This window comes from Paenibacillus sp. FA6 (genome assembly GCF_051550225.1).
Lineage (GTDB): Bacteria > Bacillota > Bacilli > Paenibacillales > Paenibacillaceae > Paenibacillus_AQ.
In genome coordinates this window covers 3,083,386-3,105,186 of sequence record NZ_CP188820.1, presented here as the reverse complement: position 1 = coordinate 3,105,186, position 21,801 = coordinate 3,083,386, and the positions used below count along the sequence as shown (strand labels likewise).

At 40.1% G+C, this 21,801-nt stretch carries 13 protein-coding genes and 2 pseudogenes; 7 read left to right on the top strand and 8 right to left on the bottom strand.

Translation table 11 applies throughout. The features are described 5' to 3' along the window. Positions 1–177: 177 nt before the first annotated feature. Together ACP8HI_RS14555 and ACP8HI_RS14550 are read left to right on the top strand one after the other, a co-directional pair. Complete coding sequence (locus tag ACP8HI_RS14555; protein WP_438346952.1) at positions 178–2,406, top strand: arylsulfatase; 2,229 nt, start codon at positions 178–180, stop codon at positions 2,404–2,406. 42 nt (positions 2,407–2,448) lie between these two features. Continuing rightward, a complete protein-coding gene (locus tag ACP8HI_RS14550; RefSeq protein ID WP_438346951.1) occupies positions 2,449–3,444 on the top strand; it encodes an aliphatic sulfonate ABC transporter substrate-binding protein in 996 nt (331 codons plus the stop codon). Between the two features lie 288 nt (positions 3,445–3,732). Here ACP8HI_RS14550 and ACP8HI_RS14545 read toward each other — a convergent pair. From ACP8HI_RS14545 to ACP8HI_RS14535, 3 genes and pseudogenes are all read right to left on the bottom strand, one after another. Beyond that, a pseudogene (locus ACP8HI_RS14545) lies at positions 3,733–4,093 on the bottom strand (transposase); the annotation flags it as partial. Between the two features lie 345 nt (positions 4,094–4,438). Then, the gene (locus ACP8HI_RS14540; protein ID WP_438346950.1) at positions 4,439–5,032 is read right to left on the bottom strand and encodes an ABC transporter permease; all 594 of its coding nucleotides are present in this window, start codon (positions 5,030–5,032) and stop codon (positions 4,439–4,441) included. A 272-nt stretch (positions 5,033–5,304) separates the two neighbouring features. Then, positions 5,305–6,072, bottom strand: a complete 768-nt coding sequence (locus ACP8HI_RS14535) for an ABC transporter ATP-binding protein (protein WP_438351839.1) — start codon at positions 6,070–6,072, stop codon at positions 5,305–5,307. A gap of 436 nt (positions 6,073–6,508) precedes the next feature. Here ACP8HI_RS14535 and ACP8HI_RS14530 point away from each other — a divergent pair, with 436 nt between their 5' ends. The 4 genes and pseudogenes from ACP8HI_RS14530 to ACP8HI_RS14515 form a co-directional block, all read left to right on the top strand. Continuing rightward, positions 6,509–7,408 carry a TauD/TfdA dioxygenase family protein gene (locus ACP8HI_RS14530; protein ID WP_438346949.1) on the top strand — a complete coding sequence of 300 codons (900 nt, stop codon included), beginning with the start codon at positions 6,509–6,511 and terminating at the stop codon, positions 7,406–7,408. 83 nt (positions 7,409–7,491) lie between these two features. Next, positions 7,492–8,433, top strand: coding sequence for a formylglycine-generating enzyme family protein (locus tag ACP8HI_RS14525; protein WP_438346948.1), 942 nt, complete (start codon positions 7,492–7,494; stop codon positions 8,431–8,433). Positions 8,434–8,670: 237 nt separating this feature from the next. After that, complete coding sequence (locus ACP8HI_RS14520) at positions 8,671–9,915, top strand: right-handed parallel beta-helix repeat-containing protein (protein WP_438346947.1); 1,245 nt, start codon at positions 8,671–8,673, stop codon at positions 9,913–9,915. Between the two features lie 248 nt (positions 9,916–10,163). Further along, positions 10,164–10,364 (top strand): annotated as a pseudogene (locus ACP8HI_RS14515) (RNA polymerase subunit sigma-70); the annotation flags it as partial. A 408-nt stretch (positions 10,365–10,772) separates the two neighbouring features. Here the strand turns inward: ACP8HI_RS14515 and ACP8HI_RS14510 are convergent. From ACP8HI_RS14510 to ACP8HI_RS14490, 5 genes are all read right to left on the bottom strand, one after another. Next, positions 10,773–11,162, bottom strand: a complete 390-nt coding sequence (locus tag ACP8HI_RS14510; protein ID WP_438346946.1) for a carboxymuconolactone decarboxylase family protein — start codon at positions 11,160–11,162, stop codon at positions 10,773–10,775. 2 nt (positions 11,163–11,164) lie between these two features. Continuing rightward, on the bottom strand, positions 11,165–12,802 hold the full coding sequence (locus ACP8HI_RS14505) for a thiamine pyrophosphate-binding protein (protein ID WP_438346945.1): 1,638 nt from the start codon (positions 12,800–12,802) through the stop codon (positions 11,165–11,167). Position 12,803: 1 nt separating this feature from the next. Then, positions 12,804–15,092 (bottom strand): EAL domain-containing protein, encoded by a 2,289-nt coding sequence (locus tag ACP8HI_RS14500; RefSeq protein WP_438346944.1) that lies wholly within the window; start codon positions 15,090–15,092, stop codon positions 12,804–12,806. A gap of 603 nt (positions 15,093–15,695) precedes the next feature. Then, a complete protein-coding gene (locus ACP8HI_RS14495) occupies positions 15,696–15,896 on the bottom strand; it encodes a sensor histidine kinase (protein WP_438346943.1) in 201 nt (66 codons plus the stop codon). Positions 15,897–15,910: 14 nt separating this feature from the next. Beyond that, entirely contained in the window at positions 15,911–16,273 is a 363-nt protein-coding gene (locus ACP8HI_RS14490) for a hypothetical protein (protein WP_438346942.1), read from the bottom strand. 294 nt (positions 16,274–16,567) lie between these two features. Here ACP8HI_RS14490 and ACP8HI_RS14485 point away from each other — a divergent pair, with 294 nt between their 5' ends. Then, complete coding sequence (locus tag ACP8HI_RS14485; protein ID WP_438346941.1) at positions 16,568–20,716, top strand: Ig-like domain-containing protein; 4,149 nt, start codon at positions 16,568–16,570, stop codon at positions 20,714–20,716. Positions 20,717–21,801 lie beyond the last annotated feature (1,085 nt).

Genomic DNA, 21,801 nt, shown 5'->3' with positions numbered 1-21,801 from the left:
TAAGCTGATAATATTCATTCATATTCAAATCTAGTTCGCCATTCATTCCAATTAAATAACGTGTTTGTAGTCGACTGGATAACCAGAGACTCAATTATGAAAGGACTATTCTTTCATTGTTGAGTCTCTTTTTTGTATTCAGATGATTCCCAAATGTATAGGAGCTGAGAAGAGAAAATGTCAAATGAATTTCAAGGAGAAATCAATCGCTATTTCGAAGATAGTAAACCGTGGTGGCCAAGTGCCAAACGTCCGCCAGAAGGTGCACCAAATGTAGTGTATATTGTGTTGGATGATACAGGTTATTCTCACTTAGGTTGCTATGGGTCAGATATTTCCACACCGAATATTGACCAATTAGCCAATGATGGACTTCGTTATACGAATTTCCACACAACAGCTATATGTTCACCTACTCGCGCTTGTTTATTGACTGGAAGAAATCATCATTCTGTGGGTATGGGCTTTCTGGCTGATATAAATAATGGATTTCCGAATGCACGGGGAAGAATCAGTAAAGAGACAGCTTTATTAAGTGAAATATTGCAAGAAGAAGGTTATAACACAATGGCTGTTGGTAAGTGGCATCTTCTACCATCGGGTGAACGTTCTGTCGCAGGACCATTTGAACACTGGCCGTTATCAAGAGGGTTTGAACGTTATTATGGCTTCTTGGGTGGAGAGACCAATCAATTCAACCCAGACTTAGTTGTAGGTAATGAATACATTGATCAACCGAAAACTGCTGAAGAGGGTTATCACTTAACAGAAGATCTCACAGATAAGGCCATTAAATACGTTAGAGAACAGAAGAGTGCAGCACCTGATAAACCATTCTTCCTTTATCTTGCATACGGTGCTACGCATGCTCCTCACCATGCACCCAAGGAATTCATAGATAAATATGCGGGTAAGTACGATCAAGGCTGGGATGTAGCACGTGAACAATGGTTCGCACGTCAGAAGGAATTAGGGATTATTCCAGATAACACAGTGCTTCCAGCACGTAATCCCGGAGTGAAAGCTTGGAATTCCTTAAACCCAACTGAGAAACGATTGTTTACTAGAATGCAAGAAGTATTTGCAGGGTTTCTTGATCATACAGACTATCATATCGGGCGATTATTGAATGCATTGAGAGAAATAGAACAATACGATAATACCATTATTGTGCTTGTGTCAGATAATGGTGCTAGTCCAGAAGGTCAGCAAGTTGGAACATGGAATGAATACAAGAATTTCAATGGTGAAGCCGAACAAGCTGAACAAGAAATCCAACATATTGATAAGCTTGGTACGCCAGATGCGTACAATCACTATCCGACCGGCTGGGCGCAAGTAGGGAATACACCGCTTAAATGGTATAAGACCTTTGTGCACGCGGGTGGCGTTAAAGATCCATTTATTATTTCTTATCCAGATAAAATAAAAGATGCTGGAGGTATTCGCACTCAATATCATCATGCGATTGATGTCGTTCCTACGATACTTGAACTGTCAGGTATTAGTGAGCCATCTGTCGTTAAGGGGACCGAGCAAAAATCAATAGAGGGTATAAGTTTAGCTTATAGTTTCGAACATCAATCAGAGCCAAGTCATAGAACGACTCAATATTACGAAATGCTTGGAAATCGTGCAATCTATCATGAAGGATGGAAAGCCGTTACTTATCATATCCCAGGCTCATCGTTCGATGCAGATAAATGGGAACTGTATCACGTAGATAAGGATTTCTCAGAAAACAATGATCTTGCAGAATCTGAACCTGAGAAGTTGAAAGAGTTGATTGAACTATGGTGGGTAGAAGCGGAACAATACGGTGTTCTCCCCATTGATGGTCGTGGTTTGTTTGGAAAGTTTAATAAGTCGGAAGTTCCCCAAACAGTGACGTATAAATACTATCCAAATCCGGATGGATTCCATCATCATGTTACTTTTAATTCTAAATTATCTCATTCAATAGAAGCTGACTTTATTCGTTCATCGATTGATGAGGAAGGGGCTCTTATTGCAAATGGTGGGAGATTTGGCGGCTGGGCACTTTTTGTTCAGAATAACCGACTGGTATACCATTCTAATTTCCTTGGCGAACATCATTATTCAGTAGTATCTAGTGAGGAATTACCTGTAGGATCTGTAAATGTAAGATTCAAATTTGAGGAGGAAGAAAAACGGGCTAAATTATTCATCAATCATAAACTAGTGGGTGAGAGTGTCATCTCGAGGATTGCTCCTTTAGGAGGTCCAGGTGTATTTTCTATTGGAAAAAGTGCATTAACCCCAGTTACGGAGGACTATGAATCGCCTTTTACATTCACGGGTGAACTGAAGGAAATTAGAGTAACTATTCCACAATTTGTTCGTGATCTTGATGCAGAGACAGCTATCGAATTAGCAATTGATTAAATGAAGACAGTAATATATTAAATCATAAGTGGGGTTAACTTTATGAGGAAAATGAAAAGTCTCACGCTATTAATGATCGTCATATCTATTGCATTATTAGCTGCATGCAATCCAACTTCTGAAGTGGGTACAGAAAAGAAAGAAAAGTCTAATTTCACTATTAATATAGCTAATATGGGAATACCTATATTGAATGTGGTGAAAGAGCAAGGCTGGTTAGAAGAAGAATTCGCCAAAATTGGCGCTACTGTTGCATGGACCAATCATACATCAGGTCCACCCATTAATGAAGGGATAGCTTCTAAACGCATAGATCTGGCTATGTTGGGGGAAGGTGCTGTGTTGTCTGGAGCAGCCAACAATATTGATGTCAAATTAATATCGTTATTATCAGATGGGGTGAAAGGTATTAACTATCTTATAGCACCAAAAGGTAGTGATATTAAAACTGCTGCGGATCTGAAAGGAAAGCAAATTGGCGTTAGTTTAGGAACATCACATCATGTGTTTTTACTTAAAGCTCTTGACTCTGTTGGACTTCAACAATCAGATGTTAAGGTCGTTAACTTATCAATAATGGATGCACAGCCTGCATTTCAGACGGGTCAATTAGATGCATGGATCACTGCAGATCCTTTTGCAGAAATAGAAGTGAAGACTAATGGCGCTATTGAGATTGCTTCAGGAGAATCCCTGAGCATTACATCTCCGACGTTCTATATCACTCGTGGTGAGTTTGCGAAGGAACATCCCGATGCCGTGAAGGTATTTCTGCAAGTGATAGAGAAAGCGAATCAATTTGGAGAAGAACATCATGAGGAATTCATTGATTTAGCGGCGAAGAGTTCTGGGCGGGATCGTTCACTAGTTGAAACTTCTGCCTCGAAGGCAGAATATCAAAGTTCTCCAACCCCCGATGAGATATTAACTGAATTACAAACCTCTGCTGATATATTGACTGATCTAAAGTATTTGACTAAGAAAGTAGATGTCAAAGGGATTGTGGATAATACGTATATTGATGAGCTGAAGAAATAACAGATGTTGTTTAAGTGAATAGAAGAGTAACGAATTAGTTTGTCTCTCACTGTGATTCTCTAGTATTAAGGAGAATTAGGGGTGGGGGATTTTTTTCTTCATAGTTATATCTCCCATTTTTTTAGCTTCATATATATCAATCAATAAATGATAGGTAAAACCCCCAGAGAGATCTATGAGGTTAACGGGGTTGACGTTAACGTAATCGGGATGAAGCGAGTAGGAATAGTGCGCTGACCGTTGGAAGAAGGCGGGGCATTGTAGGACTCTCCGACTCCCAAAAGGAGCCTCTGTTAGATTCACATCTTTCAACAGAAGTTTACGAAACTTCGTTAAAGAGCTCGGATTGATGACTCCATCTTCTGGTGCCATATCTAAGAAGTATTTGAAAGACATGTCATATTTCGATCGTTCTACGATATCCACATCCGACACATCAAAATGGATTTTAACAATAAATATTTAAACATGCGAATTGGGGGTACAGCATTGCGACCATTATCGAGATAATATTTATTCTGTAATTCTTCTCGGACAAAAGAGAAAGCAATAAGGTCATTCATTTGACGAAGCATATTATCTTTAGGCACAACTTATCGTAAATGGCTATGTATGGACTTAGAGTAAGAGATTGTTGGTTTGGAATCATCGTGAACACCACCTGGTTTTGATACCCTTATTAAACGAAAACAGGCATCTTTCGCACAAATAGATTGTGTGGAGGATGCCTGTAAACCAAAATAATGTATTAAGTGCGAAGTAGCGAAGAGAACGGAATTGCCCTGAAGAAGCGCTTGCGTTCGCCTACAAGATTTCCGCAGGAAAGCTACTTCGGAAGCCTATGCTTTGCCCTAGGATTTCAACCGCTATAAGCGGTATACAATCAAGAAATCGGAGGGCAACAGCGATCTGAAGGACAATCCGTTATCGTAGCGGCTCACCTTATTATTCACCTTCCTATTTCGGATATAATACTCTTGTCCTTAAACGCTTTCTAGGCCTTAAAGTTATCCTGCCATTTCAATAATCGCTGCTCTAAGTATCGAACCAATGAATCTGAGAATTTACCGGCTAATGCAAAGATGATAATGCCGACGAATACGGTATCTGTCTGCATGAAAGAACGAGCATCTTGGATCATGAAACCGATCCCTTTATCTGCACCTAATAATTCTGCTGCAACTAAGCACATCCACGCAACGCTTAATGATAACCGGACACCTAATAGAATATTGGGTAATGCAGAAGGTAACATTAGTTTCGTTATGAGATGGAAACGATTGTATTCCATGACTTTAGCAACTTCGAACAATTTATTATCTATATTTCGTATGCCCAGAAACGCCTGCAGGTATAAAGGGAAGAATGACCCTAGTGATATTAAGAGGATTTTTGAAACTTCTCCAAAACCAAACCAAAGAATGAAGAGTGGGGTGATAGCTAACAAAGGAACAGTACGAATCATTTGAAAAGTAGGGTTTAAATAATGTTCGGATTTGCTATTCATGCCAACCAGAATACCAAACAGTAACCCAAGAGCGCCACCTAATAAGAAACCAAGTAAGGCACGCATGAGACTGATCTCCATATTGTCCCACAATCTCCCTGATGCAGTTAATTCAATTGCTCGCGATAATATAAGCGAGGGAGAGGAGAATAATAGGGAAGGTATAAAATTGATTTTGGTTAACACTTCCCAGATGATCAGCACCAAGACAGGTAAGAACAAGGCACGGAATAAGATTATCCCTCTATTGGAGCTCGACTTTATTTTCCTTTTCTTATTGGTTTTAGCGTTACTTTGTGTAATTGACACTGTAGTCATAAAAATGTTCCTTTCTATTATTAAAATGGGATATATTAAATGCTGAAATCCTCTTTTTCATTAATCTTATGATCTAGATGTTCTAGAATAATGGTTCTAAATTGTTGGAAAGCTTTACTTGCTCTGGTTCTCGGATAAGGAATATCTATGGGTACAATAGCTTTAATGCGACCTGGTTTGGCATCCATGACGACAACTTTAGAGGATAAAAAGACAGACTCATCAATATCATGGGTGACAAGCACCATGGTGGTTTTGTTCTTCTCCCATATTTCATGAAGGGCTTCTTGCAAATGAGCACGAGTAAAGGCATCCAGCGCACCAAATGGTTCATCTAATAATAGAACTTTCGGATTACGAAGTAGTGCTCTCGCAATAGCTACACGTTGGGACATTCCACCTGATAATTGACGAGGATAAGCCTTTTCAAATCCCTTTAAATTGACGAGCTCAATTAAGTCGTCGACTCTTTTGTGGACATCGGGGTCTTTTAAAGATTGATTACTTGCGATATTCTTCTCCGTAGTTAACCATGGAAACAAACGATGCTCTTGAAAAATAAATCCTCTCTCCTTAGATGGGCCGTGGACTTCTTCAGATCCAACCACAATTTGACCTTGAAAATCTAAATCAAGACCGGCAATTAACTTTAGTAACGTACTCTTTCCACAGCCACTTGGACCGATGATGGTCACAAATTCACCGTCTTTAACAGAAAGATCTAAACGATCTAGTACATGAACACTCCCATTATCATTCTTGAAGGTTTTGCTGACTTGATTGATTTCTAACGTGGATACCATAGATAGTTCTCTTCCTTTCTGAAATAAAATAAAAAAGAGACCCAGCAAAATGACAAATAACATCATTCTCCTGAATCTCTAGTTGTCTAGTGGATTCATTCCATGTATTGAATTATTACTAACTTAACATGCATTGAATTCAATATCAATACCTAATTCCAACTAAATTTATAGGTTTAATTAAAAAGGTGTTGACATAGTATTTGGGTACTTGTTATGATACGTTCAACTCATCAGCACAGCATCATTAAAGCCCATCAGTATGGCATCATGTTTACGTCATTTGAATAAGAAAAGAATCGACTACACGAGTAGAGATTCGATGAAAAGTAATGTATTTTACTTTTTGTTGGATCTCTTTTTTTTTTTTCGAAATGACAAACAGATGTAGTAAAAGTGTTAAGTGAAATACAATAAAAAATTGGAGGTAGTTAACATGACAACACAAAAACAACTATTAAAAGTAGTACCCGTATCTGGTCGAATCGGAGCCGAAATTCAAGGTGTTCAATTAAATGGTGATTTAGATCCGGCGGTATTAAATGAAATCCAACAGGCATTAAATGAGCATAAGGTTGTATTCTTCAAAGGACAGAATCATTTAGATGATGCTGGCCAAGAAGCATTTGCCAAACTACTAGGTGAACTATACGCTCATCCGACCGTACCCGTTAAAGACAATTCGAGCGCGATATTAGAGTTGGATTCTATACATGGTGCTAAAGCCAACCACTGGCATACGGATGTAACGTTCGTTCCGGAAGTGCCGAAATACTCCATTTTAAGAGGTGTAACGATTCCATCCGTAGGTGGGGATACAGTCTGGTCGAACACAAACACAGCATATGAAGATCTTCCAGAAGGAATACAGAAATTAGCTGATGAACTATGGGCGATTCACTCAAATGATTATGACTATGCTTCCTATAAGTCGGAAAATGTTGATGCAAAGGAAGAAAATGATAACAACGAAAAATATCGTGCGACCTTTTCATCAACGGTATTTAAAACTAGACATCCTGTTGTACACATACATGCGGAAACTGGAAAAAAACATCTTCTATTAGGTGGCTTTGTAAATAAATTAGAAGGTTATAAAACGAGTGAATCGGAGCATCTGCTTAGCATCTTTAACTCATACGTAGAACGTTTAGAAAATACAGTGCGCTGGCAATGGACTGAAGGTGATGTTGTAATCTGGGATAACTTAGCTACTCAACATTATGCGATAGCCGATTATGAAGAGCGTCGCATTGTACGTCGTGTGACGGTTGGGAAAAACGTACCTGTAAACCAACGTAATGAAGCAAGTAAACTAGTAGGTAAACACAAGTAAATAGAAAGTAGACAACAAATAATAGCAGACTGCCGAATAACTTTCGGCAGTTTTTACTTTAGATTTAATTATGGAGTGTGATAATGATGCAAAACTCGACTACGAAATCATGTTGTTCTGTTTCAAGAGATCAAGGTGCGCTTATAAGAGAAACGAATATCAAAGGTACTCAAATAATCGATCTCAAAGATATGGTTCAGCTACCATCTGGTGAATTTATATTAGGATCAGAGGATGAAGAGAGTTCTGTGGAAGATGGAGAGACGATCAGAAGAAAAGTGTATATTTCATCATTTTACATGGATAAGTATGCTGTAACGAATGAACAATTTTCGCGTTTCATTGCGGAGACAGGCTATGTAACAGACGCTGAAAAATACGATTGGTCTTTTGTCTTCCATTTATTTGTTAACGATGTATTGGAGCAAGATATTCTTGGTTCACCACAGGGAACACCCTGGTGGATTGGAGTTCAAGGCGCTTGTTGGAAGTATCCAGAAGGTAGGAAATCTTCGATATCTAATCGACCTAGACATCCTGTCGTTCATGTTTCATGGAATGATGCTAAAGCTTATTCTGTATGGGCGGGGAAACGCCTGCCTACTGAAGCTGAATGGGAATATGCCGCTTCAAGTGGTGTTATAGACAAGAAATACCCATGGGGTAATGACCTGCATCAGAACGAAGAACATCATTGTAATATTTGGCAGGGAGATTTCCCACATGTGAATCATGGAGATGATGGTTTCTTAAGTACTGCTCCAGTAGATAGTTATGAACCTAATGAATTTGGCCTCTACAATATGTCAGGGAATGTGTGGGAGTGGAGTGAAGAATCATTTACGAATCAACCGTCAGATTCAAACCATATCTTATTAGACCCATCCATCAAACTAATTAAAGGTGGATCATACCTTTGTCATCTGTCTTATTGTAATCGATATCGAATATCTGCACGAACCTTCAACACAATCGACAGTTCCACGGGGCATATGGGATTTAGATGTGTGGCAAACCTTTTATAGCGTCCACTTCCCTGTACATGCACTTCTAGGCCATTGGACACGAGGTAAAGGCTATATCAGGCTAATAAGGAAAAGAACCCTTTTCTTAAAAAAGGGTTCTTTTCTATCACTAGTTTTTCAACTTGTACATACTATGAAATTAAGAAAGAGTTGCTATTCTTTCCTACTAGATTTTGTTCTTCTACTAAATTTAGTGTTTGGAATTAACTAGATAAGAAAAGAAAAGAGGGATACAAGATGGCAGGAATAAAAACATTTATTAACAATGATCAAGGGGTTTTGCAGATTACTCTCTTTGTTCGTCAAGGAGCTGATCCAATCAACCAGGATGGAACAGCTACATTTACTCTGAATCCAGGACAAACAATGTCTGTTCAATTTGGCAACGAGTCAAATCCTTTCCTTAACGGGTTAACACTGTTCACTATTTTCGCTGGAGATCTCTATAGCAAAATTCAATTTGTAACCGTAAGGGAAAGTGAGCTTGATAACCTTCTCAATACAAACGATGTTATAACGATCTCGAAAGTACTAACAGACTATGTGATATCCGGAAGTAACTCTAGTCTAGATGCTGTAAATGAGGCTCAAACTACAGCTGAGATGCGCGCTGCTATTGAAAATCCACAACTGGGGCTCGATCTCACCGCATATAATAGTCTTACTGAGGCACAAAAAAATCAAATAGCCGCATCTTTGCTAACGGAAAGACCTGTTTCAGGATATCCTACAGTAGCTAGCGTACAAGAAGAACTCAATGATGCGATCAACCAAATCGTAGATCCTAACAATATTTTTGTGCTTACTGGCTCAGTGGGGGGAGATGGAAGCATAGCGAATCCCTTTGGCACTATTCCAGCGGGTATCGCGGCGGTAAATCCCGGAGGGACTGTTAACATTTTAAGTGGGACATACCCCATTATTTCGCAAATTTCCGTGAACAAGGAGGGTATCACATTAAAGGGCGAATTAGGGACGCTTCTTTTATTACAGGCTGATCTTATTCCGTTACTGGTATTGTCGAATAATACGACTATTGATGGTGTAACCATAACAAGTGATGTCCCTTACGAAAAAGAATTTATCCAAGTTGGAGGCGCGAATACCAGTCTGATTAATAACACGATATATGGACCGCCACAAGCATTGCCTATGTCAAACTGGGTAGTAAACCGGGCAGTTGTACCTCAGGTAAATGTATCGAATTTATTCGTTGCAAATAATACGTTTCATTCATTGCGTACGGGTATATATATCAATCCAAATGTTACAGGTACCATCAATAACAATGTTGTTTATAATACAAAGGGAGCTTTTTTAGTAGATGGGGCGTTCACGACATTTAGCGGTAATTCTTGGGGAATCCCTATAAATGAGTTTGATATCGTTTTGCTTTTTGGAACTACAATGGGGCCTCCATACAATGATCTGCAAGCATTAAGTGCAGCAAATAATGGTGCGACCATATCAGATCAAAGATAACTACTTCTATAGTTAAGTCAAAAAAGGAAACATTTGAATACCAGAAAATTAATCATCTTTAAGAAAGACGAACTCCAGATACATTGAGGTTCGTTTTTTTTTTTTTTTGCCCTCAATTCCCTGTACATGCACTTCTAGGCCATTGCCCACATACACTAAAGAACAGACTTCAATATTCGACTAGAATAGGGAGCCGATTGGGATTGGCTTCTTCTCTAACGGAATCCAACGTGGGGGTGTTCGGTTCAATGCCTGGATTAATCTCAGCGATAGCGCTGTTCATTAAACAGCTTTCTCTACTTGTATCTTACGTCAAGAACAAAGCTTTTCCCCAGCCACTACCCGAGAAGGACGAGAGTAAATATTTACAGTTGATGGCGGAAGGAGACGGCAATGCGCGAAATAAGCTTATCGAACATAATCTGCGATTGGTGGCGCATATCGTCAAGACAATGTGAACACGAACCGACGTCAGGAAAAGGCACGGTTTGTTTGTAGTGGGAGGTTTGTGCGGTGAGATTAGGACGAGCAATCTAGCCATATGTATACTTCTGATCCTTTCAAGCCTCCTCTCTTAAATATTAAGGAGTGTCTACGGTAAGCTTTATATACCCCCTTCGATTAATAAACAAGACATTACTTGGCAATATTTCATAGCTATTTGGTTGAGATGGGTTCTAAAGTTTGGTTTATAATCGATATAGTGAAGATAAATCGGGGTGAACCGTATCATAAGTAGGGCGAAATGCTTTTCAAAGAGAGACGTGGCTGCGTACTTTACATACAGTCGAATAGAAGAGAGCACCCATACAGGTGCTCCTCTTTTATGTTATATAGAAAATTACGCAAACAATTCATTAAATTTCTTTTATACCTCTTTGCTCAAATACATTCATTACTTGTACCATAGCACTGCACGCTTTTGGAAAGCCAACATAAGCGGCACAATGAATAACGAGTTCAACAATTTCTTTTGGACTCATCCCCACATTGAGCGCGGCATTAAGATGAAAACCCATTTGCTCAAAAGCGCCTTGTGAAATCAACGCTGTCAGAGTGATTGTTTCTCTTTGTTTAAAATCTAATATTTCTCTGGAATATATTTCTCCAAAACCAAATGAAACTAGAAAATCAGCAAAATCCGGATAGAATTTTTTGAATGATTCTATCGCTATTAAACCTTGTGCTCCAACCATTTCATTTAGAACTTCCATTCCCTTGTTATAATTATCTGAATCTCTACTCATATTTATCCCCTCCTCGTTGTTGGTGGAATTTCTAATGGATCAATCATAGCTTCAATAACAACCGTTGTATTTGCAAGTTTAGCTTTTTCTATCGCATCTTCTAACTCCTTAGCATCGAAACATTTGAAAGAAAGAGCCCCCATGGATTCTGCAAACTTTTGAACATCTAACATCGTTTTATAAACAGTTCCCACAGCTTTTCCTAAGTGCAAAGTCATTCCTGTATCAACCATATCGATTTTACCATTATTGAAAACGACAAAAATGACATTAGCACCGTAGTTTACAGCAGTAGAAATCTCAGTTCCATGCATAAACGTGCATCCGTCCCCGGTCAAGCAAACAATCTTTGCTTTGGGATTTGAAAGCTTGGCTCCAATAGAATACCCTATAGCATGGCCCATTGTACCGAACACATCATCAAAATAAAAAGTACCGGGTATCTTAACATCGTAATATTTTATACCATAAAAAGTATGACTCCCATCATCGCCAAAAATGATAGTATCTTCATCTAAAGTTGCGCTCATCACTTTAACAGCTTCAACTGCAGACATTGGAGACATTGGAGATTGACTTTCCTTGAAAGGTTCCTCCATTTTATAATCATAAATATTAAAGGGCATTTTAGTTATTTCTTTGTAATTAAGTTTATCAAATAACGCATTTAGGTTTGTTTTAATATCACCAATAATAGGTAATGTTTCTACCTGAATAGTTTTACCTATGAAAGTCTGGTCAAAATCAAAATGGATGACGTTTTTTGGGAAATTGGAAGGTTTTAGTCCGGCAACGGACATATCAGAAAGTTTAGTTCCAATGACGATCATTAAATCTAAACCGCATTCAACGTATGCACTAGATTCCTCAGTCCCCCCAAGACCGTAAGCCCCCAATGACAAATGGTGATTACTCTCAAATACGCCCTTACCTCCTGGCGTCGTCATGACTGGAATGTTGAAAATCTCGGCTAACATTTTCACTTCTCGATATGCCCTGCTCGAATGTACGCCTTTGCCTAGAAAGATAACTTTTTTACCAGGACGGTTTATTAAATCCTTACACTTATCTAAGTTTGGAGCAACAGGATAAATAACCTCAGGTAAGTCAATTTCAAATTCAGCTATACTTTCAGCTAAAACGTCTGCGGCTATGGATAGATGAACCGGGCCTTTAACTCCTGAGTAGGCTTTTTCTATGGCATGCTGAAAATAAGACTTAAAGGTATCCGCTCTTTCCACTCTGGCGCTAAACTTTGTCACAGGTTCAAACATTTTAACGATATCCGTTCCAAACATAGTTGAGTCTTGGCCTAAAGCTTTACCTGAATCTTTGGTAGAAGGATGTCCAGTAATAAATAAAACAGGAAGATGAGATGCTTTAGCTTGACCGGCAGAAGTTAAAAGATTAGTACCTCCTGGACCCGATGTTCCAATAGCCACGGCTAATTTATTATTCATTAATGCATAACCAGCAGCCTCGAATCCAGCACCCGACTCATGTTTGGACAATACGAACTCAATGCCGTTATTATATAAATCAAGAATGAGTGGAGTGACTGGTTTGCCTGGAATGCCAAATATGTGGTTGATCCCCCACTTTTTAAAATGGATTGCTAATATCTCAGAAATTTTTTTCATTTTAACCATCCATTTCGCTTGAGTAATTGGTTTTTATATCGTCATTCAGTTGATAAAACGACTTTTCAAAATCATCGACAGAAAGAGGTTTACTAAAATAATATCCTTGAATAACATCGCATTTTTTCATTTGTAAAAAATTGAGCTGATCTTTTGTTTCTACACCCTCTGCTACAACATTTAAATTTAAATTGTGTGCCATTGAAATAATTGCGCTAACAATATTTGAATCATTTTTATCCACCATGATATCTCTGACAAAGGATTTGTCTATTTTTAAAGTATGAATAGGGAACTTCTTTAAATAATTCAAAGAGCTGTAACCGGTACCGAAATCATCAATACTAATCCTTACTCCTAAAGCGTTTAATTGACCCAAAACGTTTATCGCATGCTCAACATCCATGGTCATCGTTTCCGTAATCTCTAACTCCAAATAATTAGGATCCATTCCAGTTTCAATTAACGTATTGGAAATGACTTCAACTAAGTTATCCTTTAAAAATTGCTGTGAAGAAAGATTAACCGCTATTCTAAATTTAGGCAACCCCATTTCAACCCACCGCTTACTTTGATCACATACTTCACTTAAAACCCATTCACCAACTTGAGAAATCATTCCGTTTTCCTCTAAAATCGGAATAAATACATCTGGCGCTACAATACCATATTCTGGACTGTTCCATCTTAGGAGAGCTTCCGCTCCAATGATTTTCTTATTAACCAAGTCAACTTGCGGTTGATAGTACACGATAAATTCTTTATTTTCTAAAGCCTTTCTTAATGAAACTTCCAATGATAGTTTATCTTTTTCATTAGAATTGGACTTCATATTTGAATCGAATAGGGTATAATTATTCCTTCCCTTTGATTTCGACTTATACATTGCATTATCTGCGTAAACCATGAACGATTCAGCGTCAGTCCCATCATTGGAATAGATTGCTATACCGATACTCGCAGTTACATGGAACTTGGAACCATTAATAGTGAAGGGAGTGTAAAATAAATCAATAATTTGCTTCCCTATGTGAGTAACTTCTTTTTGCCCATCAAGGTTATGGAATAGGAAAATGAATTCGTCTCCGCCCATTCTAAACACCTTTCCATTATCACCCAAAAATTGTGTCAGTCTACCGGAAACTTGCTTTAGTAATATATCACCATTGGAATGTCCAAAAGCATCATTAATCGTTTTAAAGTGATCTAAATCCAAAAACATAAGTGCCAAATCAATATTTGTGCCAGAAGTTAGAGATGATGAAATATGATAATTTAATGTTTCACTAAGCGATCGTCTATTTGGTAATGATGTTAATTCATCGTGATAGGCCAAATAATTATGCCGTTCTTCATTCAAATAACGTTCTGTAATATCTCTAAGCTGAGAGTATGAACCAATAAAATTATTTGTTTCATCATAGATGGGTTGAGCGTCGAATAAACAAACTACGATTTGATTATCTACGGTTCTTAAAATCATTTGCACATTATCAAAACTCTGTTTGTTTTGTATTACTTTTTTCATGTGACTACTTACTAGACAACCTGGGTTTTGTTCACTTCTATCAACAATGTTGGTATCTTTGTGAATACTGAATGTTTCGACCACAAAATGGTTCACTGAACTAATGATGCCATCAGCATTTGTGATGATAATGCCATTTCTATTTTTATTAACCATAATCTGATTTAACATATCTAACTTTCTATTCTGCTTCCTAAGTAAAAGCTCTCTCTCAATAGAGTCAACAACTGTAGATAACATGGTTAAGAAAAATGGATTATGCAATTCAGTTGCAGTCATAATACATATACTTCCGAGTAAATTGTTGATATCTGTGTAATGAAAGGCCACTCCATAGCACGCTGAGTCATGAAGGATCGTATGGAAATGATTTGAACCTATGATTTGAATCGGATGGCATTGTTGAAGAGATAAGCTCACGACATTCGTGCCCATATCTTCTTGAGTAAATTGTACACCTACTTGTATACCTAATGGTTGAATTGTTTTTTTTATGGTTTCATCGCCAATCATGTGTAGCAAATATCCATTTTCGTCAGATATTACAATTAGTACAGGTGTTCCGCTTAACGAGTCTAAAATCTTTTTTGAGAAAAAATTAACAACGGATAATATTTCACTGTAGGTGTTTCTTTTTTTCATCAATTCTTGTTTTGACATAGAACGTTTCGGTTTTCTAATTTCATTTGGATCCATTCCTGCTTCGATACATTTACGCTTAGACTCAACAATATAGTCCTGTTCATGATCCAGTTGTATCATTTTAATCACCGCCCATTGACTTTAGCTTTTTATATTTATCATAATTATTTTTGAGAGTTGTAAGTTCAATTTTACTGTTTTTAAATATCCGAGACATAACCAGTTTGTGAGTGAACGGATAATCTATTCCTATTAATTTTATTTTCCATTTAATTCAATCTTCCATTTAATTCAATCTTCCTTGATATTATTCGACAAAAATAGATATTACCCTGCAACAATAAAAATTTGAATCAGAACATGAAGAGAAGTGAGGAACTCTTGTGCCCCATAATGCGGTGCGGGAGTTTATTTTTCTTTTAAGTGTTTTGTATGCACTTTAATATCTTTGTATTTTCAGCTGTATGAGTCACCCAATATTCTCCACAAAATGTTACTGTAAATTTTTGGCCTAGCCGATCACAGAAATCGTCCTAAGAAGTAGTGAGTGTGAGATAGTGAAGTTCCGGCGATGGGGAAGAACGCATCCGTTCATCAGCAATACAATCGTATCAAGCAACTCATGTAGGAGAATTCCAAGAGCAGCCCAGTCCGTCTATTACGTTACGGAATGGTATCGAAATTGGAAGTGAAACAATAAGGAATGAACCTTGGGTTCATTCCTTATTTCGGGATTCGGAAACACACCGTCGTAGCTTGATCGGGCGTACTATCAATGGTTAATCCTTGATTGTAAAGCTGCTTTAGCCGTCGGTCGATGTTCCGCAGTCCTACTCTTGTTCTTTTTTTCGTTTGTTCCGTGTGCATGAAGATTAGTTTCCGCTTTTCCTCTGTCATCCCTTTTCCATTGTCTCGAACGGACACTTCGAAATATCCCTCTATATTTTTAACGCGAATGCCGATGACGGTTGTCCTGCTCCAGCTACTAATTGACCATTCACATATACGGCTGATGCATTTCCGATATTTTGGATCGGTAGTCTAAGCGTTTGTTCATGATTCTGATCGAGTAATATCCGTAACCTATACGTGCCATAGCGGAAGGAACGATGCTTGTCCTGGACGAATGCTTCATCCCAAGTATGGGGCACTTGCAGAACGGTCTTGTCACCTTCGGCGGAGAGATTATAAGGATAGAAATCCCACTCGACATTGAACTTGAGCGTTTGATTCGACGAAAATTTCCAACCATGCCAATCCAGCACCCCGTGCTCGGGGTGCTGGATTGTGAAGATAGTCAATGGACGTTATGAAATTCATCCAAGTCAATCGAAGAACGGTAATCGCAATCAGAAAAACAAGTAAAAGGATTGTCCTTCTATTGGTCGTTCGATTTGGCGTCTCTTTATTCAATCTTCGCAATGGAAATGAGTTCTCTATGAATTAATTTGTATCTTTTCTAATCCGATGCTTCAAGACCGGCACGTAACGGGATGTATAGTTATTGTAGAGGTCGTTTTGCTATGGTTAATAATTGAAGAAGTCTATTGATAGACAACTAGGATCAGAATATGGAAGGAGCGGAATTAATAACGATGAAGAAAATCGGGAAGATACGAAAATGGATGAAGAGACCGCTTGCGGTACTGTGTTCGCTGACGCTCGTGGCGAGCAGTTTTTCGACGATGGGGCTGCCCTCGAAGGTGGAGGCTGCTGGTACATATCCGGGCGGGACGAGTACGAATCTAGCACTATGGTTAAAGGCGAATGACGGTATAGCGGATAATGGGGCAGGAACTCTTACCGGTTGGACGGATCAGACGGGTACAAATAATTTTGCGGTCAAAGGGACGCCAGGTTACACAGCTAATGGGGTTAACTTTAACCCAGTTGTTAATTTTACTGGTAATAGTGGAAATAACGAAGCAGGGGCTCTTCATAAGCTGGAAGGGGATAAGGAGATTACTTACGCAGATGCCTATGTTGTCTTTAATAATCCGGCCGGTGTAGTTGTTGGCTCCTCAACAGGTGGAAAAAATTATGGTCCAGCTATATTTAGCAAAGAGGGTAAGACTTTCTATGCAGCAGGTAATGGAGGTAACTCAACCTATACCACTTTTAATTTCCCGACCGGAAATACACAACCCCGTATGGCGAATACCGATATCGGCGGTTCAGAACATAAAGCTCGGTTAGATGGAGTAGACCAAACACTCATAAGAAAAGAAACGTTTACTCCGCTTCCATTTACACCTGTAATAGCTAGTACCTTATCAAAAAAAAACGGAAGTAACTATGTGAATTTTAATGGCGATATTGCCGAAGTGATTGTGTACTCCGGTAGTACGGCTGGCGACCGCGCGAAGATCGAAACTTATTTAGCGGTGAAGTATGGGATTACGCTGGATGGCGGTGCGAGCAATTACATTGCCACAAATGGGGATATCGTGTGGGAAGCCGACAGCACCTATAAACATAATATTGCCGGGATCGGGCTTGATGAAGCGGAAGGATTGAATCAAAAACAAAGCCGCAGCGTCAACCCTGGTAGGCAAGTGGCGATTGGGTTAAGTTCGCTTGCAGAAACGAATGCAACCCATAATGGGCTGCTTATAGACAAGCAGTATTTGATCTGGGGTGATAACGGAGCAGACATGAAATTCACTCAGCAAGTTGGCATAACCAATCAAAACCATGCCGAGCGTATTTGGAAAGTCCAGAACAATGGAAATGTCGAGGGAGTAGAAATTGCGATACCAATGGATGCGATTTTACCCAAATCGACATTACTAGTAAGCGATAGCGCGGATTTTACTACCGCAACAGAATATAAGTTAACTGAGATAACATTAAATGGCGCGGCTCATTACGCTGCAAAAGCAACGTTGAAATATGGACAATACTTCACCTTTGCTGTGCCGGCCCCAATACCGGTAAGCGCCGCGCTTGAGCAAGTGGTAGCGGGCAAAAATGAAATTATCGTTACGTTTGACCAAGAGGTGGAGCTAACCGATTTATCTAATTTTACTATTACAGTTGATGGTAAGGATGTATCGGTGGCTGATATGACATTTGAAATGGACCCAACGGATGAAACCAAGCTGATTCTTACCTTGCCTAATGGAACGGATGTAACCGATAAAGCAGTAAAAGTATCCTACGAGGGCTTAGGTAACTTAAAAGGCAAGAACGGTGTGCCCGTGAATGGTTTTACCAAGGAAGCGGTTGAACCTTTTGCCGCTGCTCTGACAATCGTTGAACCAAGCGACCATCCGGTAACAGTGCTGCGACCGGACATTACGGGAAAAGCTGAAACAGGTTCAGAAGTTACGGTAGTGATCAAAGATACTAGCGGCAACCCGATAACGGGAGCAGGCGGTACGACAACTGTTGATAACAATGGGGATTGGACGTTTATTCCATATATGGACTTGCCGGATGGCACATATACGATTGAAGTGACTGCTACCAAAGGTGGTAAGTCGGCAACGAGGACAAAAGAGATAGAAGTGGTTATCCCAGAACCGATTGCAACGATTACCGAACCAAGCGGCAATAAAGTGAACGTTACAAAACCTGTATTCGAAGGAACAACGGATGTAGGTGCTGTAGTAACTGTGGAGATCAAGGACAAGGACGGCAAGGTTATCGGCACTCCGAAGGTAACCGTGAATGCGGACGGTTCATGGAGTTTCACGCCCGACAGCGATTTGGCTGACGGTGACTACACGGTTGAAGTAACGGCTACGAAAGGAGGGAAATCTGCTACGGAAAGTAAAGCCATTACGGTGGAAGCCGCAACCGGACCGACTTTAGCAATCACCGCGCCAAACGGCAACACAGTAAACGTTGCAAAACCTGTATTCGAAGGAACAACGGATGTAGGTGATACAGTAACTGTGGAGATCAAGGATAAGGACGGCAAGGTCATCGGCACTCCGAAGGTAACCGTGAATGCGGACGGTTCATGGAGTTTCACACCCGAAATCGATTTGGCTGACGGTGACTACACATTTGAAGTAACGGCTACGATTGACGGGAAGTCTACTACGGAAAGCAAAGGGCTGAAAGTAGACACGACAGACCATTCCTCCTTGACGGGGCTGCAACTTAATAGTTCGAATAATGGAACGTCGATCGGATTGTCACCAGTATTTAATGGAGCTTCGACCCACTATACGGCTTCCGTAACGAATAGCGTTTACGGCGTAACGGTTATCCCGACGGCGCTCAATCCGGACGCCAAGCTTGAAGTCTCTGTCAATAACGCGGAGTATCAAGGTGCGGCAAGCGATCATCTGCCGTTGAACGTAGGCGTGAATACGATTGTCGTTAAGGTTACGGATGCTAAGGGCAAAGTAACGAAGTATACGTTGATTGTGACCAGAGCAGACAGCGGAACCACCACGCCGCCAACAGGTCCGACAAGTCCAACAGCTCCAACAACACCGACAGGTCTAACAGGTCCAACGACATCGGGTGAATCGGAAATCGATACGTCAGTCAACGGTAAGGAAGGTACGTTTGCAACAGGAAAAACTTCAACTTCGGGAGACCGTACGACAACGTCGGTTCAAGTGAATCTGGACAAGCTTGCTGAGGAGTTGGCTAAAGGAAACGGACAGAAGCTCGCTATTCATTCTTCGAAAGACGGCGATGTAAAGGTAGACGGATTGACGGCAGAAACCGTTAAGCAATTGTCCGACAAGGGCGCAAGCCTGGAAATCAGCAACCCGCTGGCCATCTATCCGGTTCCTGGAAAAAAGATGGACTTGAGCGGAGTGTCCGAGCAACTGGGCAACACAGCACTCGGCGATATTGCGGTTCATATCGACATCAAGAGCTCTTCGGACGCTTTGATTAATAAGACAAAGAGCAAAGCGACAGCGGGAGGATACGAACTGCTGGTCAATCCGGTTGATCTCGACCTGACCTTCTCGCATGACGGCAAGACGGTAAGATCGGGACAATTGAACGCATATGCGGCGAAATACATTGCTCTACCAGCAGGTATCGATCCGAACCGCATTACGACAGGCGTAATCGTGAACCCGGACGGCAGCGTGTTACATGTGCCGACGGTCGTGACGAAAATAGATAACCGTTACTATGCGTTGATTAATGATCTGCGCAGCCACGGTTCCTATTCGGTCATCTGGAATCCTCAGGACTTCGATGACGTAAAGGGTCACTGGGGCAAAGCGGACGTGAACAACATTGCGGCAAGACTTGATCTTGCAGGGACTGGAAACAACACTTTCTCTCCGAATCGCAATGTAACGCGTTCCGAATTTGCGGAAATTGTGGTACATGGTTTGGGCTTGATGCTTCAAGATGCGCCTCAGAGCCAATTCCCTGATGTGCCAGAAGCCGCGTGGTATCGCAACTCCGTAGCGATTGCCAACGAATTCGGTATCGTTCTCGGATATAGTAACGGAAAGTTCGAAGGCAATGACCAAATTACGCGGGAGCAAGGAATTGTGATGGTTGCACGCGCGTATGAACTGATTACGCAGAAAGGCCAGCTCGACTCATCCAAAGCCCTAGCCATATTGGCCCAATACACGGACGGCGCCAAAGTGTCCGGATGGGCGAAGGAATCTGTCGCGCGGATGATTGATGCCGGTATCGTCAAAGGTGATTCAGCTTCCGAGCTGCTGGCTCCGAAAGCGAATATGACTCGCGCAGAAGTAACAGCATTAATCGCAAGGTTGCTCAAGACGACCAATCTGATCGACAAGTAAGCAAGTTTATCCAACAACCATTGCCGACTTTCAAAGTCGTCGATGGTTGTTTTTTAGGTCCAGCAGGTCATTTATTGCCGATGGCACCATTAAACTGAGCCGTACCATAAGTAACGGCGAAAAATAATGTTGTGGAGAGGACAGGAGAATGTGTTGGATGCGTAGAATAGGTATCAGACTTCTTAGATGTGATGTTTGCTAAAGTTGGATCGTGTATCAGTATTTTACAATGCAAGAAAAGCCCGATTAGCACCCTTTCTTTGTGTATTCTATTTCTTTTACTACTGGTAATGAAAGTTCCGGATTCCATATCTAGGGTAATGGGCAGAAGATGAATTACCGTATGTAATGCTTTCACTTTCCAAAGGTTTTCAAATTGATTTAGATGATGAAAAAGGAAGTATTATATTTATGAGGATATTCGGGAACATCAACCGTTAACTTATTCGTTTTTTGATGAAGTAGCGAACGATATGAACAAAATTACAAATCCGCTTCGTTATTCGGCACATCTGCGGAATGTCCGTACCTCTTCTATCGGCTGTCGTTAATCGCTGCCATGGAACGCTGTTTATCGTTTGGGTCGAAATGTTCATTTCTATCTCTTTATTTTCCGAAAATTATAGCCGCTCCGACAAAATACGTACCACATTTTCCATATGTTTAATCTAGTCGGAATCTCTGAGATCATAAGCACAGCCGAAATAATTAATGTTATTAATGAGATTTTTCGTTTTGCATTCATTTGTATACCCTACCTTATCATGAAATGTATTTTTAAATAGTACTGACTAACTTGACTGTTTCTTTCCACTCTGGTGATGATTAGGTCGGGATCTTGATCGATGAAATTCTCAAGATTGTCTTCTTACACGTCTTCGACGGCATTCAGCTTTTCGGTGAAAAGAGGGCTATTGTTCGTCGAAGCGATGATCGGCAGCAAAGGGATGAATTTGTTATCATTTTCGAGCTCCTTGTATGTGTAGATAATGTTTTTCATTCTCGATAATATATCCCATTTTATTGGTAGATTCAGAGAATGCCCCCTTTTAGAACCCACTTATTGATATAGTAGATAAAGTTTT

Coding starts and splice junctions, on each gene's coding strand:
- ACP8HI_RS14555 (WP_438346952.1), top strand. CDS start 178: ATGTCAAATGAATTTCAAGGAGAAATCAATCGCTATTTCGAAGATAGT.
- ACP8HI_RS14550 (WP_438346951.1), top strand. CDS start 2,449: ATGAGGAAAATGAAAAGTCTCACGCTATTAATGATCGTCATATCTATT.
- ACP8HI_RS14540 (WP_438346950.1), bottom strand. CDS start 5,032: ATGGAGATCAGTCTCATGCGTGCCTTACTTGGTTTCTTATTAGGTGGC.
- ACP8HI_RS14535 (WP_438351839.1), bottom strand. CDS start 6,072: ATGGTATCCACGTTAGAAATCAATCAAGTCAGCAAAACCTTCAAGAAT.
- ACP8HI_RS14530 (WP_438346949.1), top strand. CDS start 6,509: ATGACAACACAAAAACAACTATTAAAAGTAGTACCCGTATCTGGTCGA.
- ACP8HI_RS14525 (WP_438346948.1), top strand. CDS start 7,492: ATGATGCAAAACTCGACTACGAAATCATGTTGTTCTGTTTCAAGAGAT.
- ACP8HI_RS14520 (WP_438346947.1), top strand. CDS start 8,671: ATGGCAGGAATAAAAACATTTATTAACAATGATCAAGGGGTTTTGCAG.
- ACP8HI_RS14510 (WP_438346946.1), bottom strand. CDS start 11,162: ATGAGTAGAGATTCAGATAATTATAACAAGGGAATGGAAGTTCTAAAT.
- ACP8HI_RS14505 (WP_438346945.1), bottom strand. CDS start 12,802: ATGAAAAAAATTTCTGAGATATTAGCAATCCATTTTAAAAAGTGGGGG.
- ACP8HI_RS14500 (WP_438346944.1), bottom strand. CDS start 15,092: ATGATACAACTGGATCATGAACAGGACTATATTGTTGAGTCTAAGCGT.
- ACP8HI_RS14485 (WP_438346941.1), top strand. CDS start 16,568: ATGAAGAAAATCGGGAAGATACGAAAATGGATGAAGAGACCGCTTGCG.